The 17,121-nt window shown below is 40.2% G+C and carries 13 protein-coding genes; 7 read left to right on the top strand and 6 right to left on the bottom strand.

Annotated elements, in window-relative coordinates; translation table 11 throughout:
- Position 1: 1 nt before the first annotated feature.
- On the bottom strand, positions 2–700 hold the full coding sequence (locus BM176_RS15275) for a pirin family protein (RefSeq protein ID WP_090104458.1): 699 nt from the start codon (positions 698–700) through the stop codon (positions 2–4).
- A gap of 372 nt (positions 701–1,072) precedes the next feature.
- On the opposite strand from BM176_RS15275, the gene BM176_RS15270 reads away from it, so the two are divergent.
- The 7 genes from BM176_RS15270 to BM176_RS15240 all read left to right on the top strand — a co-directional run bounded on the left by BM176_RS15270 (position 1,073) and on the right by BM176_RS15240 (position 10,495).
- Positions 1,073–2,215 carry a helix-turn-helix domain-containing protein gene (locus BM176_RS15270; protein ID WP_090104456.1) on the top strand — a complete coding sequence of 381 codons (1,143 nt, stop codon included), beginning with the start codon at positions 1,073–1,075 and terminating at the stop codon, positions 2,213–2,215.
- A gap of 73 nt (positions 2,216–2,288) precedes the next feature.
- Positions 2,289–5,153: a M1 family metallopeptidase gene (locus BM176_RS15265; RefSeq protein ID WP_090104454.1), complete on the top strand. Its 2,865-nt coding sequence runs from the start codon at positions 2,289–2,291 to the stop codon at positions 5,151–5,153.
- Between the two features lie 352 nt (positions 5,154–5,505).
- A complete protein-coding gene (locus tag BM176_RS15260) occupies positions 5,506–6,042 on the top strand; it encodes a hypothetical protein (protein ID WP_090104452.1) in 537 nt (178 codons plus the stop codon).
- Positions 6,043–6,286: 244 nt separating this feature from the next.
- Positions 6,287–6,520 (top strand): hypothetical protein, encoded by a 234-nt coding sequence (locus BM176_RS32760; protein ID WP_090104450.1) that lies wholly within the window; start codon positions 6,287–6,289, stop codon positions 6,518–6,520.
- Between the two features lie 335 nt (positions 6,521–6,855).
- Positions 6,856–7,164 (top strand): hypothetical protein, encoded by a 309-nt coding sequence (locus BM176_RS15250; RefSeq protein WP_090104448.1) that lies wholly within the window; start codon positions 6,856–6,858, stop codon positions 7,162–7,164.
- A gap of 769 nt (positions 7,165–7,933) precedes the next feature.
- On the top strand, positions 7,934–9,376 hold the full coding sequence (locus BM176_RS15245) for a Gfo/Idh/MocA family oxidoreductase (RefSeq protein WP_090104446.1): 1,443 nt from the start codon (positions 7,934–7,936) through the stop codon (positions 9,374–9,376).
- 414 nt (positions 9,377–9,790) lie between these two features.
- Positions 9,791–10,495: a hypothetical protein gene (locus tag BM176_RS15240; RefSeq protein ID WP_090104444.1), complete on the top strand. Its 705-nt coding sequence runs from the start codon at positions 9,791–9,793 to the stop codon at positions 10,493–10,495.
- 76 nt (positions 10,496–10,571) lie between these two features.
- Here the strand turns inward: BM176_RS15240 and BM176_RS15235 are convergent, their stop codons facing one another.
- From BM176_RS15235 to BM176_RS15215, 5 genes are all read right to left on the bottom strand, one after another.
- Positions 10,572–11,081: a DinB family protein gene (locus tag BM176_RS15235; protein ID WP_090104442.1), complete on the bottom strand. Its 510-nt coding sequence runs from the start codon at positions 11,079–11,081 to the stop codon at positions 10,572–10,574.
- Positions 11,082–11,209: 128 nt separating this feature from the next.
- Positions 11,210–11,716, bottom strand: a complete 507-nt coding sequence (locus tag BM176_RS15230) for a hypothetical protein (protein WP_143097818.1) — start codon at positions 11,714–11,716, stop codon at positions 11,210–11,212.
- A 216-nt stretch (positions 11,717–11,932) separates the two neighbouring features.
- Positions 11,933–14,062, bottom strand: a complete 2,130-nt coding sequence (locus BM176_RS15225) for a DEAD/DEAH box helicase (RefSeq protein WP_218162211.1) — start codon at positions 14,060–14,062, stop codon at positions 11,933–11,935.
- A gap of 2 nt (positions 14,063–14,064) precedes the next feature.
- Positions 14,065–15,378: an ATP-binding protein gene (locus tag BM176_RS15220; RefSeq protein WP_090104437.1), complete on the bottom strand. Its 1,314-nt coding sequence runs from the start codon at positions 15,376–15,378 to the stop codon at positions 14,065–14,067.
- Complete coding sequence (locus BM176_RS15215; protein ID WP_090104435.1) at positions 15,379–16,803, bottom strand: tellurite resistance TerB C-terminal domain-containing protein; 1,425 nt, start codon at positions 16,801–16,803, stop codon at positions 15,379–15,381.
- Positions 16,804–17,121: the final 318 nt, after the last annotated feature.

The following is a 17,121-nucleotide window of genomic DNA, read 5'->3' as shown; positions in this document are numbered from 1 at the left end:
ATTAGGATAACTCAATAACTAGTAAATCAGTTGATTGTTTGAATGAAACAACAACCGGCTCTTTCCCTGATATAGCTAAGCCATCGCGGTAGTTGAGAATCTGACCTGCTGTGGTTGCCTGCCCTTGCAACACAAGAAGATATACATCATTCTCTTCATTGGTTTTATGATAAGTATGCCGGGCTCCGGGCTCAAATGTTCCTCTGCTGACCCAAACCTGTTGTTTAATCTTCATGCTATCTCTTTCACCATCCGGAGAAACCAATAGCTGGAATTGGTTTTGTACATAACTCTTTATTTCCTGATAGTTAGTTTCTCCCTCTTGCGTGTCGGGTGTAAACCATATTTGCAGCAGATCAGCTTCCTCTGTAAGTGAGCCATTAAATTTGGTTATTTCTACCCCCGGGCCTGCACTTAACAACTGTACAGCATCCTGTGTTAAAACATGTCTGGAGCCGATATTATCTTTTGAGATAACTGTTCCTGCAAGTACAATACTTAACACTTCGATATGCTGGTGAGGGAAAGTGCATATTTCTGAATTACCAGGCATATAATTAAGATTATCCAGCGCTATCATAGCACCCAACCGTCTCCGGTTAGGCGCAGGTGGATAATAGGAATGGAAGCTCTGATATAATTTTACGCCACCTAAGTCCCTGAAACTTCTGGTGGTCTCTGGATGATAAATGAGATTCATATGTTTATTTAAAATGTTAATTCCCCGACACTCCTTCCTGTTAAACTTTATTAACTCACTCAATGACTTTGAACTAACATTGCAAGTGTTTATGATGTAATTTTTATGCTTTAACTGTGTGACAAAGTTCGTTCAGGAATAAAGAGGAAGGAAGGGCAAAAAGTAGGTGAAGTTGGTCAAAATATCCGATAGATCATGATAGTCCGGGGAACAGTTGAATCTGTCATTTGGTATGCGGTGCCTATGTAAACCACTCCTCCAGTAATACTTGTAGCAGGATTCTGTGTGGCATAAACATGAAGATAAATTGATTACACTGTTGATTGCTACTCACCACAATAATCCCTATCTTTAAAACCAAAAACCCCGGCTATGACCTTCGCCGAATTCTTCCACATCCTCATTCTACTGGGCTTTTTCCAGGGCTCTATTATGAGCATACTTCTCTTCTTCTCAAAAAAACGATCCCGTCCCAACCGCTTCCTGGGCGCCCTTATACTGTTCATAGCTCTGGCCTGCCTTAACCTGTACCTCTTTGAATCGTCCTGGTTCACTAACAATCCCATTCTGAACCTGCTGGGCAATCTTATTCCACTGGTTATTATTATGCCCGTTGGTCCACTGTTGTATTTCTATGTACAAAGCACTATAGATCCAACCTTCAGGATCGCCCGAAAGCAGAGGTTACATTTTTTACCAGTAATAATAGATTTCGGTCCCCAACTTACCACTGTAATATATTTTACAGCTTTGTTATTAGACTTTTCAACACCCGCTCCCACTTCCTGGGGTCGTTTTATCGACGACTATAATGTATATGCCGACATTCCCCGCTGGTTGTCTATTACAGCATATCTCTGGCTGTCCGCCAGGTACCTCGCAGGACCAGGACCGGAGAAGAGTCCTCACTGCCGGTGGATGCGTCAGTTCATTCGTCTTTTTCTCGTTTTCCAGACTATATGGCTCGTCTACCTCGTGCCTTATGTGATACCATCGCTGACAGATAGGGTACTGAATGCTGTAGACTGGTACCCGGTATATATTCCTCTGGTAGTGCTGATCTATTGTTTGGGAATAAAAGGTTACCTGATGGCGCCGGAGGAAGTACAGGTTGCAAGAAAAAGTGTTACTCCTCCACCCGTGAAGCTGATAGAGGAAGCCGTACCATTACTGAAGAAAGCTATGGAACAGGATCAACTGTACCTGGACCCGGAGCTTAACCTGGCTCTGTTATCCAGGCATACCGGCCTGCCCCAGAAAACCATTTCACTGGTATTGAACCAACATCTGCAGAAGAGCTTCAATGAATTTGTGAACGGGTACCGGGTAGAGGCATTTAAGCAAAATATCCAGCAACTCCAGGAAGACAATATGACTATCCTTGCCATGGCTTTCGATGCAGGCTTTAACTCGCAGGCCACTTTCCAACGTGCCTTCAGAAGCAATACCGATATGTCGCCCCGGGAATACATGATCCGGCACCTGGGAAAGCAACCAAAACCAGAAAATGAGTAATAAAATGTTATTCAAGTCCGGATTTGAGTAGACATAACAGCCTTAAATAGCTTGCTTTGTCGAAAAAAAGAAGATGAAACACCACTTGCGTCTTTGTCTGTTATTATTGTTCCTGGCCGGCAACCAGGTTGTTGCTCAGGAAAAATTCGTAACTCTTTCCGGTAGGGTAACCGATGCCGGTAATCATCAGCCTGTTATTTATGCCAATATCCAGTTGAAAAATGGCAGCATTGGTACTATCGCCAATGCAGGGGGAGAGTTCATTTTTAAAATAGCAGAAAAATTCTGGAAGGACTCTCTGCTGATTTCCTGCATTGGTTATAAAACCATTACGATGTCCTTAACCTCAGGCAGCTTACAGGATATGGATATTCGCATGGAGCCGTCTGTTTACCTGCTGCCTGTTGTATCGGTAAATGTGCGCGACGGTTTTGGTATCCTGAAGCATATGATCAGCAGTATACCGGAGAATTATGATACGGCCGATGTGAGGCTGACCGCCTTTTACAGGGAAAATATCCGCCTGGCAGGAGATACGATCAATTTCAATGAATCGGTGCTGGATATTTACAAAACATACCATACCAGCCGGGATCATAAAGACCAGATCCACATTATTAAAGGCCGTAAAAAGAAGGTAGACTGGAGCAAAGACCCGCAATTGTATTCCTGGATTGCTAATATTACGAATACTGCTTACTCCTCCCTGAACGAAGACTTACAGAAATACCTTGACGCAAAGTATAATATACTGAATGAGCGTAATTTCCGCTACTATACCTGTGATTACAAGGAAACAGTCCGTGAAGGCGATCGCAATCTGCTGGTGTTGTACCTGCAGCCAAAGGAAGATAGCCGCAAAGCGCTGGTGCATGCAAAGCTGTATATTGAGGAAGCCACCGGGGCGCTGGTAAGGTGTGAGATGGAGACAACCCCGGCCGGGATTGATTACGTGAACCGCCATCAGAAAGGTGGTATCGGTCATACGATCATGTCTAAGATTGTAAAGGCTACCCTCGATTTTACAAAGCTCTCGCTGGTGATCACCTACAAGAAGTACCGTAGTAAAACTTACCTGAGTACTATACAGCGTCATTGGGAGTGTGTGGTGAACAGCAAAAAAAGGGAGATGAAAGATGTACAATGGATCGGCGACTTTCATCTGCTGGTCACCGATGTGAACACAAATAGCCTGCAACGCTTTGCTACCGGCATAAGTAACGACAAGGAATCAATGAACCATGAGGTTGGTAATGACTATGATCCCACTTTTTGGGAGAATTATAACATCCTGTTGCCTGTATTGGAGGATTCACTGCAACAAAAGAAGGAGACTACCCAGCCTTCCACAAAAGCTATGCTTGTTTCTAATCGCCAGAACGGCTTTACCCAGGCGGATACGCTGCGCGGCATGCTTTCACCGCTTCGTTCATGTTACGATGTCAGTTTTTATCATTTAGATGTGGACGTAAACCCGGATACCCGTTCCATCCAGGGCAGGAATAAGATCCGTTTTAAGGTAATGGTCCCGTTCAACCTGATGCAGTTAGACCTGTACGCCAATATGCACATCGAAAAGATCCTGTATGGAGATCAGTCACTATCATTTACCCGGAAAGATGATGCCGTATTCGTCAGGTTCCCGGCCACATTGCCCGCCGGTAGTGAAGAAACGATAGCTGTATATTATAACGGAGTACCGCAGGTGCCCGACTTTAATATCCCAATGCATGGCGGTGTATTATGGGACAAGGACGAAGAGGGCAACCCCTGGATACAGATGGTGTGCCAAGGCTCCGGCGCCAGCTTATGGTGGCCCAACAAAGATCACTTGTCTGATGAACCGGACAGCATGCGTATATGGATCACCGTGCCGAACGGCGTTACAGAGATATCTAATGGCCGTTTGCAACGGACTACACCTGCAGGCACCAATAAAACCCGCTATGAATGGTTGGTGAGCTACCCAATCAATAACTATAACGCCACCTTTTGTATTGGTAAATACGCTCATTTTAAAGATGCCTACATTAGCAGCCATGATACGCTGACAATAGACTATTATGTGATGCCCTATAATCTGGAACGCGGCAGAACTATGTTTGCCCAGGTAAAACCAATGCTGGCATGTTTTGAACAACACTTTGGGAAATACCCCTTTCCCCGTGATGGTTTTACACTGCTTGAAAGCCCCTACCCTATGGAACATCAGAGCGGCGTATGCATAGGAAAAATCAAAGAGGGTATGCGCCTGGACTACACTCCTATGGTCTGGCATGAATCTGCACACGAATGGTGGGGCAACGCCATCAGCTGTAAAGACATTGCTGACATGTGGATACATGAGGCATTTGCCACCTATGCTGAAGCTCTTATGATGGAATGCAGCGACGGTAAAGCCATGGGCGTAGCGTATCTGGACGAGCAGAAAGATCATGTAAATAACAAAGAGCCGGTAACCGGCGTGTACAATGTAAACCACATACACTACAATATCGGGGATATGTATACCAAAGGCAGCCTGATGTTGAATACATTCCGCTTTGTGCTGGACAACGATACCTTATGGTTTAACCTGCTAAAGGATATACAGCAGCATTTCCGTTATCAAACACTTTCGTCTGATGAGCTGGTAAGTTATATCTGCCAGCGTACGAGAACGAATTACACGTGGTTCTTTGAGCAATATCTGAAATACACCTGCCTACCCAGGCTGGAAATATCATTGAAAGAACATGGCGCTAACCTCCAGCTGAAGTACCGTTGGCAGGCAGATGTATCCGGGTTTAAAATGCCGGTAAAAGTAACGGTTGCTCCTGGCCGGTTCGGTTTCATCTATCCAACAACTGACTGGCAGATGATTACTCTGAAGCAAATGAAAGAAGATGATTTTGAGGTGGATGAAGATCATTTTTATATACAGGTAGCAGAGGCCTGAACAAAGTAGCGCCGGCTTGAACAAATTTTGAGAGTTACAACAACCTGCTTTTCTATTACTCCTTTAAGCCTGGCCATATAGTAGTTTGTAAGTACTACGATTTACTTAAAAACTATTTATGAGCCCCCTACAACCCCTCTATAAGCCCCCCTTAAATAAGGGGGACTTATAGAGGGGTTGTAGGGGTATTGTATGGGGCTTATATGGGGCTTATACCACTGAGAGAGTTGGATCTCAACAGGAGCAGTATAGTCCTAATATAGGTTTACACTAAAATGGAACAAAACCGAAGAAATCCTTATTATGATTACGTTAGCAATTTTAATAAAAAAGGATGCTTATCTTTATTGACATGATACGGACAATCCTTTTTGCCGCAATTTTAGTGTCGTTTACGGCTGTAAAGGCACAGATAGCTTCATCTTCCGGAGCTATGAATGGCATGCAATCAGACTTCAAAAAACACCCTCAACAGGTAAGCGATAGCAGCAATGTCCAAAAGAAATGGTTTCTCACAAAATATGCTGGCGTTTCCTCTGGCTTTGTAGCATTTAAAGGAGGAAGTAGTAACTTCTTGTCGGTACCTCTGGCATTGCAGGTTAACCGTCAATTGACCAATAACCTCTACGCCTTTGGAAGTGTGTCGATAGTACCTTATCTTTTTCATTATAACAGTGCATCTTATCAACCAGCGATTAACAAGAACAATAGCTTGATGCAGACTAACAACTTTAGTGTCTATTCGGATGCAAAAATAGGCGTGATGTATATCAACAATGAAAGAACATTCTCCATTTCCGGTAGCGTTGGCGTAAGCAGAAGCAGCTACAATAGCTATTCTCCCTTTTATGCTCCGGTCTATTCACCTGTGCTGAAAAATAATCAATAATGAACCAATGCCTTAACATGCGTTAAGCAATTCTTCCAACCTTTCGAGTATGCCATGATTCTACCAAAAGCGACTACTTCTCCTGATGAAAATCTCCAAATAAAGTGAAAAGCTTAGTGCTTTCACTAAATAAAGTGACAAACTGAAGCCTTATTTCTATATACCTGATTGACTTTTAATTAGTTACATAACCTGGCATTTAATTCGCCTAATATGTAATATCACTAAAAACAAAATCAAGTATATGAAAATCGTGGTAATCGAAGGATCTGGCCTCATTGGAACCAAAGTTGTAAATCAACTTCGGCAGGCAGACCACATCGTTATAGCTGCATTGCCGGCAACCGGAATTAATACTATTAAACCCACATACTTTGGTGGTGAAGTGCCCGATAGTGCCCTGGTACCTGCCGGAGAAGCACAAGTGGGAACTATCAACTTAGAAAAATGGTGGTCCACCCAAGCGGTGAAAGCCTAACTACTCCAGGTCTGCGTTCTGTTGAAACGAAGATGACAGGTGTCAGTTTGCCGAGGCGGTTGTAACGGGAGTGCACTTTCCACCTGTTCGTGCACCAGGATATCCCTACGCCGGCGTTTTATCCTTACGAAAACCGGTCAACAACACGGCAAGTCAACAGATCGCAGCTCCTTTTCCATAACAAATACCATCGATTCAGAATACCAGTGAAGGCAGTGAGTTTCTTGACGCAGGCCTTGAAGAATAGGTGTAACGGCACTTACCTTTTGAGAAAAGCAGCACGTGACGATTGAAGCAGCGCCCAACGTATTTTAATCTTAAAAAAACTTAACAATATGAAAAATTATGCATCGCTTGCAGAAGCCCTCATAGACCTTAATCAATGCGGCTACATAACGGATTTTACAACAGATGACATCTGTCTTTACTGTGATGAATTTGATATCCGCCTCGACCCGGAAGATTTTCATATAGACGAGGTTCATGAGTTTGAAAGTAATGCAGGTAAAGACGCTGGCAAAATTATATATGCCATCACTTCAATAACCGGCGTGAAAGGCACTTTGGTAGGAAGTACAGGCACTTATATAGCAACAATAAATGCTCAGATGGCAATGAAATTACGGTTACAGCATAGGAAGTAGTGTTAAAATAATTGTGTAAAGTGTGGGATGGCAGGCTAACACCTGCCATCAGATAAAATGTTTTTAATAATAATGAGGGGGTGTTTTAATAAATTTACTTAGTAAAAGTAGGTTGCATATTTAAAGCCTGGATACCCCAAAAGAGGTATTCGCTCAGGGATCATTAAGTTTCTATTTTGGGTTCAGGGTATTGCTAAGAAATTCATCCATAGGGACTAATTGCATACTTAATATACCTATTAGCTGTTGTATATTTTTATCTGTTCGTTCCCCGTATTAATTGAGTATTTATACTCCTATGAAGCGGCTTAATAAAACAACTGCCGTTATTCCAATTTCCTATACATCAAATCTGTTTTTCTTGTGCTCAGCAAAACCAGTTATTTAATTCCGGAGCAAGGATTCTGTTTGTCTTCGCGTTTTCCTCCATTACCTCACTCCTTATGGGTTTCTCTTATTTAATTTTTCAAATAAATCAATATTTTGACTTATTTTGAACGGAATACCTATAAAAGCATACAATTTGTTAGACCGAAAATATCAGGATATAATAAATAATTTGACTGTTGTTTATAATCCATTCGCAATTGTAAATTCTAAATATGCAGATTGAGAAAAGAATGTGCCTCACATCCTTTAGTAAGAACTCACCCGCTAACCCATGAAAAACAGTTATACATAAACTTTGCTTCTGAATTGGGGAATGTCTTATGATGATGGCCAAAAATTGTTGAATAACCACCAGATCTGATCTGAATATCTATCTATAATGAAAAATAAAGAAGAAAAAGTAAGCGTAATTTTAATTGGATGTGGTCCTCATGCCAGACGTATATATCTTCCGGCATTACGTAGCATTGGAAATGTAAAGCTAGCTTTAGTTATTGATTTAGAAAGTGAAGAATCCATCGTACGTAGCGCTATTGGAGATACTTTAGAAACGGAATTATGGCTGATTCAACCTTTTGTAAACACTTTACCTCCAGCATTAAATGCCAGACTTTCAAAGTTCGTTTTAGAAAATCAAATTAAAGGGGTAATTATTGCAACTGAGCCACTAGTGCATAAAGCCTATGCCGAATGGGCTTTGGTAAATGAGCTTAATATACTGATAGATAAACCTTTAACAACAAAAGTAGACATTACAAGTAATTTAGATAATGCCAAAGGAATCCTTAATGACTACTTTGAATTGCGCGATGCCTATCAAGACCTTCAAAGAAGGACTGAAACTATTTTTATGATTAATTCCCATCGCCGTTTTCATAAAGGATTTCAATTTGTTAAGGATCAAATCAATGAAGTCGCAATGAGGACAAATTGTCCAATAAACTTCATTCAGGCATATCACTCTGACGGTCAATGGCGTTTACCAAATGAAATTATCTCACAAAAATACCATCCTTACTGCTTTGGATATGGGAAGGCTTCTCATAGCGGGTATCATATTTTTGACACCATTTACCAATTTTACAAAGCCTCAGTGTTGCTGGATAAACTTGCAGATGAAATGGAGGTGATTAGTTCTTTTATAAAACCCAATGGCTTTTTTACTCAATTAAATGAAAATGATTATCGATCTATTTTTGGCGATGAATATAAACAAGTCAATTCCTGGTCGGAAAAACAACTGCAAGAAATATGTGAAAATTTTGGAGAGATCGACATCTCTTCAATAATTGCTCTTAGGAAATATGGAGAGGTAGTAGCTAATTTTAATGTAAACCTGGTTCATAACGGATTTGCTGGAAGAACCTGGATCAAGCCTGGTAAAGATTTGTACAAAGGAAATGGAAGGATTAAGCATGAAAGTTATCATATCCAGCAAGGCCCATTTCAAAGTATACAAATACATGCTTATCAGGCATATGATAAACATGATCAAAATAAAAATCCGGAAGAGTTTCTGGGAGGAAAAAACCATTTTGAAATATATGTGTTTCGTAATCCACTCGTTGCTGACGGTGAAACTCAACCCAGAGTCTATAAATATTCAGATATTGCTGATAATCGTTCTGAAGAAAATGGCCCTACAATAACAATGGAACAGGTTAAATTTAGCGTAGTAGAACATTTTACTGATTATCTGGTTGGGAAAAAACAAAAAAGAGAAATTTGTTCTCAAATAGAAGATCATATCATCCCTGTGAAGATAATGAGCGGAATCTATTGTTCTAATATAACTAAACAAAGGGCTTGTTACGATTTTTAAATTCAGGATGCTAAACATTTAGATGAGTGTGGTAGTAGAAATGGGAATACCAATGCTTTACCTTAACTAATGTGTACATGATATGGTTGCGATGAAACAAAATGATTAGGATAACTGGCAACACGAATATTTACTGGGCTACACCCGTACTCGTTATATGCTCTCAAAAATCAGAAATAATTTCAGACCTTGTGATCAAAAATTAATATATGGGACCTTGGGTACACGTATGTGAGCGGTGTGCTCGCAAATCTTACTTCCAGCTATCAGATATGCTCCTGCCACAGGTGGCTTGTAGTCATTGTGGCCATGTAAAGATTATTTCGACTGAAACAATAGCCCGAACACGTGAAGCATTGGACCAACATAAGTGGTATGCCGGCTTCCTGGAGCTAATAAAGTACGGGCAATGCCATGAGAGCAACTGTTTACTCAAATACTTTGATAATTGGGGATACCGACTTGCAAGTTGGTGACGAAAGTATGAGTTGTGTTTTTGGTAATTTTATACCTGCCAACGATTACTATAAATTTGTTCAGAAATCTGTATGGGAATTTGGGTCGACAAATAAACCTGATTATAAAAAATGGCATTCCTTAAATATTAATGTTCAACTTGAAAATGGTTCTTTTTTACATCCAATTGGCGGTTACTCTTTTGACGACATTGAAGAATTTTCAGTTGAAACCATACGAATTGATATCGCAGGAATTTCCCGACACATTATCGAAGACTTTTTTAAATCTGACCCGCCAAAGCTTTTTGTAGAAGACCCATGGATGACAATTAACATTGAACAGAAACTTTTATTTGAAACAGAATTACAAAAGGAAATCAAAAACGCATCAAGTGAATATTGGGGACTTGTCAAATCAACGAGAAAACATATTTTAACCGATTATGAATGTTCTGCAGTTTGCAAAAACATCCAATCTGACGATATTCTGTTTTCAATTCATAACAACAATACTTCAGACAAAAGTTATGCCTTGGTCCATCTGACATTCAGTGGTAAACAAGAGGGAAAACCTAAATTTCCCTTAACAACACTTTTTGACAGTTTTGATGCATTTAAGTTTGAAAGAATGTATACTGATAAAGCTGAATGGGAAGATTAATGCAAAGAAGACGAAACCATATTCGGGTAGTATTGGGTTTACTCCGTGCTGTTTATTTTTATTTTGTTTAACCATACTATTGTTTTCTAGCTGCGCTTTCCTCATAGGTAGGACCATACATACCCGGAACTTTATTGCCTGTAGCACGCAAGTATATTACCAGTTCACCACGGTGGTGATAAATATGATTGAATAGAAAACCGCGGGAAACAATCCCCCTGGGCATAGGCCCAATAACTGTCCGGTCGCCAACTTTCATTGTCCAGTTTTGCTGTAAACATTCTTCAGTAACAGTTTTTAACGCTGCCCTTGCCTTTTCTACATTTTTCTCAAAAAGGTCGACAGTTGCATCGATATCGTTAGGATCACCGCGCTCGAGATGATCTGTAGCCAAATCATAAACGTCTTTGGTAAGCGTGCCCACATACCAATAATAGATGGTTGCAATATGCTGTGCCAGCTCCCCCATCGACCATGAAACAGGTGATGGTTTATACCCTATATCCTTTTGCGGTACTGCTTCTAATAATTTACGTGTGCTGATAACTTCATGCTCAAATTCTGTCATTAAAGCTTGTAGAATCATAGTAATTTTTCATGAAGATAAAACATAAATCGATACAGGCAAAGCAATCCAAAATTCATTTCTGTTTGGTAGTATTTCAGGGATCCACGAATGTATTTTTCACCGTCAGGCTTATACGAAAGTCCGCATTACTCACACAACACTGCAGCGAATTTTTTTGTAGTATAGGCTTTAAGCAATTTTCCTGCGATTGCCAGTGTTTTGGTAACTCTACTATCTGAGGGTAAGATTTTTTGATCCTCCATGTAGCGAATAACTGCTCCGTCTTTCGCGTATACACGATACTCGCTTTTAGTTTCTTCCCCCTCAGCAGAACTGCCAACGAGCATTTCATAAGAAAAGATAAATTTACCAGACTCGTAATAGTATTCATTTTTCCAACTGCCGTCTCCGATACTTCCGAACTCTATGATCTTTACAATCTCATTGTCCTGAAAATAGTATTGTATGATACCATCCTCTACGCAGCCTTCAGACTCATACCTAAATTGCTCCTGTTTTAGAGATAGTGAGTTGATCTTTTTGAATGCTGCACGAATATCTGCAATATTCGTTTCAATACTTTTCTGTTGAGCATGAACGTTCAGAGCAGGTAAAACGATCATCAATAACAACGGGATTATAATTCGATTCATCGATCCGGAAATTTTGAGGTCAAACATATTAAATTTTAACAACAAACCAAACTGGCCGGCGTGTCCAGTCAACCAAGGGTCCACAACCTGTTCGTAACCATCGAAGTATGACATAGTGATTTAATGCAAAATTAGTACTAGTGGCTTCTACCAACGACAGAGATATGAAAAGTGCTATCAGAATCGTCACAGCAATACGACAAGAAGAAATTGTTACTACGGAAAATGCAATTTTTCAACAACTTGTACATTTGTGAGGAAGTCCATGGCTGTGCAAAAGTCAAATTGTTTTTCTTTTAGGAGAAGGATTTGGTATTTGAGGGGGAGAAGGGAGCCATATTTGGAGAAGTCCATTGCAGCCGGATTGGTTGTGATTTCTGTTTCGAGATGGTTATCAATTGTGTCAAATATTTTGATTCCACATTCAATGATTAAGTGTAAATTTTTAATAGGGAAAATGAAACAACTATGAAGATCATTAAATTGAGATTCAATACCAGCAGCGCGAAATAAAAAAACAATACTACGATTTACTTTACTTCCTTGAAAGGTGTACCAATTCATTTCGGTATGCTTAACTTTCAAAGGTCGGTCAACCAGGAGGTCGGTTATCTCAAAACCTTTAAATTCATCTTTTAATTGGCGAATAGCTTCGGCAGCATCTTCGCTAATATAAGGCATTGGTTCATTATTCACTAACAATTTGAGCATTTGCTCACGAACTTTTGGGTGTACGTCTGCTCCTAAGCCATCAAATAATGGTCTTTCACCATCCTTTGCAGGTATAACTGTTATTTTTTTTGCGCGATAATCAACATCCACAATATTCCAGATCCTTGCTGCCAGGAAGATATTTTGACCAACTAGAGCCTGATATGACATTAAGGGTATTTCACCAACTGGCTTATCACCACTACGGACTTTATAAACAGGATCAGTCATAAATACACTGTAGAAGTCTTTTGTATTTGTAACCTTTTCCCCTTCTACGCCTATGATCAATTTACCACCTATGAGTTCAAAAAGGTCTGTTTGCGTTAAATACTGAACTATTTCCTTTATTTCTCCAACCTTGATATTTTTAAATGCACCATTTTCAGATAGGCTTTGAACTAGTTCATCCGGTGTGCACTCTGACAACTGTCGAACCAGTGCCATGGCCTGATGCAACAATATATCATATGGCCTTTCAATAAATGTAACGGGTTCTACAAAGCCTCCCTGATAAAGGGTCATGCATGCAATCGACTGTAGCAAACTCCATTCATTCGTAGCATATAGTGACAGATTACTTGTTTCATTTTCCCGTCTGCCACTGCGCCCAATTCTTTGTATTAATGACGCGATAGAATATGTAGCGTCAATTTGCACAACTTTATCTACTGAACCAATGTCTATACCTAATTCTAAGGTCGAAGTACAGGCAATAGTAAATGGGAAGCGCTTATTGGTTTTGGCAAATTGCTCGATATATTCTCTCAGTTCTTTATCCACTGAAGAGTGATGTGAGAAATAATAAGGATGTCCGTTCACCTTTTGTGATATCTTCAATAATTTAACAGCTATTTCCTCTGCCAGACCTCTGCTATTAGGAAAGATCAGTACTTTGTTATTGCAAACATTCAGGTAAAGATCTTTTAATAAATCAAGCGGGATAGCTGCGCTTTCTTTTTTGAAATATTTAAATTCTGAATCAATAGGTTTAGCAGTATTATCTCTTAAGACGGTGGTTGATTCAATGGAACCAATCAATTGCTTTGCCGGGTTAAAATCACCAATAGTCGCAGACAATCCGATAATGCGTGCGTGCGTTTTATTTAACGTTTGTAAACGATAAAGCAACGACTGCAATTGCGTCCCCCTATCAGAGCCTAAAAAAGCATGAATCTCATCAATGACAATAAATTTCAGATTACTGAACAGTTGTTTCGCTACATATGCCCTATTGACCAACATTGCCTCAATAGATTCTGGTGTAATTAACACTACGCCATGGGGATTTTTTATCAAATTCTCTTTAAGTGTGCGATTAGCCTCACCATGCCATTTTGTAACAGGCACATCGAGATACCCACACAATTCCTCTACACGGAAAAACTGATCATTAATCAACGCTATCAATGGAGAAATATATAATACCAACACACCAGGTTCATTAAAATCCACACGGGAAAGCACAGGAAGAAAAGCAGCTTCCGTCTTGCCGGAAGCTGTGCGGGAAGCCAGAATCAGGTGATCCTCCGACTGCATGACTTTTTGAATAGCTGCTGCTTGAATAGGTCGCAATCTCTCCCATTTCTTCTCCCTAATATAACGACGTATAGGTTCTGATAATAATTCGTACACTATTATAATTCTTCAATATCTGCCAATAATGATTCATTCGGTCTTTCGTCCTGCACCTGGATATCCACAAATAATTGTTGCTTATCTAAAGTCGGATTCTGCCTTATAACGCTCAATGCATTCAGGAAATCACGGATCACCTCACGCGGTGTTAAGAATTCCTTTGCGCCCGGCTTGTTATAAAGCTCCTGCATAAATAGCAGGATATCATCGTCAGTTACATTTACTTCCACTTTATAGTTAAGCTCAAAGATAGCCTTCAGCTTTTTCAACAATACAAAGATCTCGTTATTATCTAATGGCATTAACCTGATCACCGGCTGTGCAAAATCACGTACTGACTGGCTTTCGAATTTGTTGGTTTCGAGCCTGGATTTCAATGCCTGGTAACTAAACAAACCCCTCCTTTGATTCTCCAAAAATTCAGCGGTACCCGCAAAGTTAATAAACAGGTTGCCCACCTTACCCTGGAAACAGTCATTGTAAATTGAGAGAATCTTTTCATAGTTTTTCTCACGCATGGCAGAGGTAGATATCTTATACAGGTTAATCGCCTCATCAAGATTAATCATAAAACCACTGTACCCAATACTGACAAACAGCTTCGTGAAATTCTTGAGCATGTCATAATGGTTCAGGTCATTGATGATTTCCCGGACACCTAGATCCTGCCGTGCTTCTACCTTGGTTTTATATTCACCCTTGAGCCATCTCAGTGCATTTCTTCTCAGCTGTTCATCCTGTTTGATAAAGCCCTCATAATATTTCATAATCACATGAGCAAAATCAAAACCACCAACTTCAGTAACTTCATTTACCGTTTTCAGAATGTTCTTTTGAATCAGTTGAATGTATTGCTCATTGCGAATTTCAGTGAGAGGAATTTCATTTTCCTGGGCGGTAGTGATCATGATCTGCTCTATCCATTTATCAAGCAAGGTCGGTAATGCACCACCTTCAGGCTTAGTCTGGATCGCAATATTATCCATGATCGCAGCGTACAAGGCTACAGCTTTTCCATCAGTGGAATATAAACGGTTATCAGGTGTGAAGTCTGCGTTAGTTACCACAAACTTTTGCTTGAGGGCAACAGTGTTCAACAGATGCATCATAAATGATTTACCCGAGCCAAAATCACCAATCCAGAATTTCACGATGCTATGCCCATTTTTCACATCTTCCAGGGCATGCAGGAACGCATCTACTTCGGCAGAGCGACCTACAGTAATATGTTGCACTCCAATTTTAGGCACTACACCTCCTAACAGCGAATTGATGATAGATGTTACTTCTTTAGGTTTAATATTCAAATTCATTTATGCAAATATTTTGTTGTAATAATCAGAATTTATCACATAGTAATCGTCCTCTTCTTCAACGAGTACATCATCGAGTAGTTCATAGCAGGTATCATTGATGCCATCGAGTAACTGGTTCTTGAACATTCCCTTTCCGATTGCAAAGGCTTCCACTTCAACAGCGCTTAGCTGATGATCTTCGGGGAATAATTGCAGGAATTCAATCTGAAGGGGGGTGAGTGGTGATGAGGTATGACTCTCTGGTACTTTGGAGATCACAACGACTTCTTCTGTAGTTTCATGTATCATCTCGTCTTCCTGAAGGTAACCGTTTAAAATCTCGACAGTGCCGCTATGTTCCTGGGTCACAATCCGGATCTGCTCATGGTCCAGCTCTATTTTGCGCCGTTTGGGAACATACATGGTATCCACCTGGGTCAGGGACTTCAGAAGGTTCATGTCTTTTATCAACCCGTTGACTATATCGAGAAATTGGGCCAGCTGGGCTTCATTAGCAAAGAGCTTTTTCTGGATAGACTTGTTGAGTTGCTTTTGATCAGGTTTGGTCGACTTTAGATCATGATATATGTAATGCAGGTATAACCGGAGTGATTCGTGTCTGTCATAAGGAGCGATGAACTTAGCAGCTTCGTAGTAGATGTTTCCCCTGGTGGGGTTACGCAGGTTTTGCCGACCTAATCTATAGAGAGCTTCGACGCTCTCTGCATGTTGCGCTTTGGAATAAGCACTTGTAATGTCGGTCATACGTTCTTTCCATCGGGTAGTCGTAGTGGCATTGAGATCCAATTCGATCTGTTCATTTGTCTCGCCGATAGTCGGTTTCAGATAAGTGACGATTTCATCGATCAAAGGTTCTAACCTGCTAGCAAACTGTTGCTTCGCCTGCGGGCTATAACTGTTGAACTCAGCTGAGATTTTTCGTTTATGCCCCCATGCCTCGCGAACAACTACTTCTGCCTTTTTATAGATTGTATAGAATGCTTCTGCCTCGGCAGCATTCTGTACATAGTTATCATCGTAATTATAAAAGTATTCGGACATAAGAGGAATGGACTCCTTTGCCTTTTTCCTTATCTCTTCCATCTCTTTCTCCAAACTGGCATCTTCCTTCTTCAATCGCTTATTGAGCATTTTTACAGCAAGCAGAAATAATTTGATAATGGCTACTTCACAACCATCAATGCTGTTAAAAGCATTGCGGTAGCAATCGAATTTGTTGAGCCAAGTTATCTCTTCGGTATTAAGATTCAGTTTGGTCTTGTATCTATGACCCAGTTTGAATTCGTCCGAGTCGTAGCCGGGTAGATGCTCAAAATCGTCAGGTAGTATATTATTTGACGGAACAGGGATTTGCAGGTCTTGAGGACTAACCATGTTAGCAACATCAATAATATCTTTATCAGGATTAAGATTGTTTGTCATAACAAAGGATATTAGGGATACGAATACAATGTAAAAAGCTGATTAAATATTGCTATAGCAATAATAAGGAATAATATGCAATAAAACAGCACTCTATTACATGGAGCAATATTTACATTTGATTCTTTTAAGAAGAAAAACGACGGGGGAACGTCGCATTTTTTTTGAATACCCGGATAAAATGCTATACACATTAAGGCTACAATGGCTTTGATTATAAAGATGTTATATGAAAATTAGCAAGAGTTATTCGCCACCGGTCAATTTCTCTATATCGTCAAGATCTTTATTTATGACTGCAGCTTGCCGAAAATCAAT

This window comes from Chitinophaga sp. CF118 (assembly GCF_900112615.1).
Classification (GTDB): Bacteria; Bacteroidota; Bacteroidia; order Chitinophagales; family Chitinophagaceae; genus Chitinophaga.
This window is presented reverse-complemented; position numbering and strand designations above follow the sequence as displayed.

Excerpts from the sequence above, each read along its gene's own strand:
- BM176_RS15275 (WP_090104458.1), bottom strand. The coding sequence starts at position 700 with ATGAATCTCATTTATCATCCAGAGACCACCAGAAGTTTCAGGGACTTA.
- BM176_RS15270 (WP_090104456.1), top strand. The coding sequence starts at position 1,073 with ATGACCTTCGCCGAATTCTTCCACATCCTCATTCTACTGGGCTTTTTC.
- BM176_RS15265 (WP_090104454.1), top strand. The coding sequence starts at position 2,289 with ATGAAACACCACTTGCGTCTTTGTCTGTTATTATTGTTCCTGGCCGGC.
- BM176_RS15260 (WP_090104452.1), top strand. The coding sequence starts at position 5,506 with ATGATACGGACAATCCTTTTTGCCGCAATTTTAGTGTCGTTTACGGCT.
- BM176_RS32760 (WP_090104450.1), top strand. The coding sequence starts at position 6,287 with ATGAAAATCGTGGTAATCGAAGGATCTGGCCTCATTGGAACCAAAGTT.
- BM176_RS15250 (WP_090104448.1), top strand. The coding sequence starts at position 6,856 with ATGAAAAATTATGCATCGCTTGCAGAAGCCCTCATAGACCTTAATCAA.
- BM176_RS15245 (WP_090104446.1), top strand. The coding sequence starts at position 7,934 with ATGAAAAATAAAGAAGAAAAAGTAAGCGTAATTTTAATTGGATGTGGT.
- BM176_RS15240 (WP_090104444.1), top strand. The coding sequence starts at position 9,791 with ATGAGAGCAACTGTTTACTCAAATACTTTGATAATTGGGGATACCGAC.
- BM176_RS15235 (WP_090104442.1), bottom strand. The coding sequence starts at position 11,081 with ATGATTCTACAAGCTTTAATGACAGAATTTGAGCATGAAGTTATCAGC.
- BM176_RS15230 (WP_143097818.1), bottom strand. The coding sequence starts at position 11,716 with ATGAATCGAATTATAATCCCGTTGTTATTGATGATCGTTTTACCTGCT.
- BM176_RS15220 (WP_090104437.1), bottom strand. The coding sequence starts at position 15,378 with ATGAATTTGAATATTAAACCTAAAGAAGTAACATCTATCATCAATTCG.
- BM176_RS15215 (WP_090104435.1), bottom strand. The coding sequence starts at position 16,803 with ATGACAAACAATCTTAATCCTGATAAAGATATTATTGATGTTGCTAAC.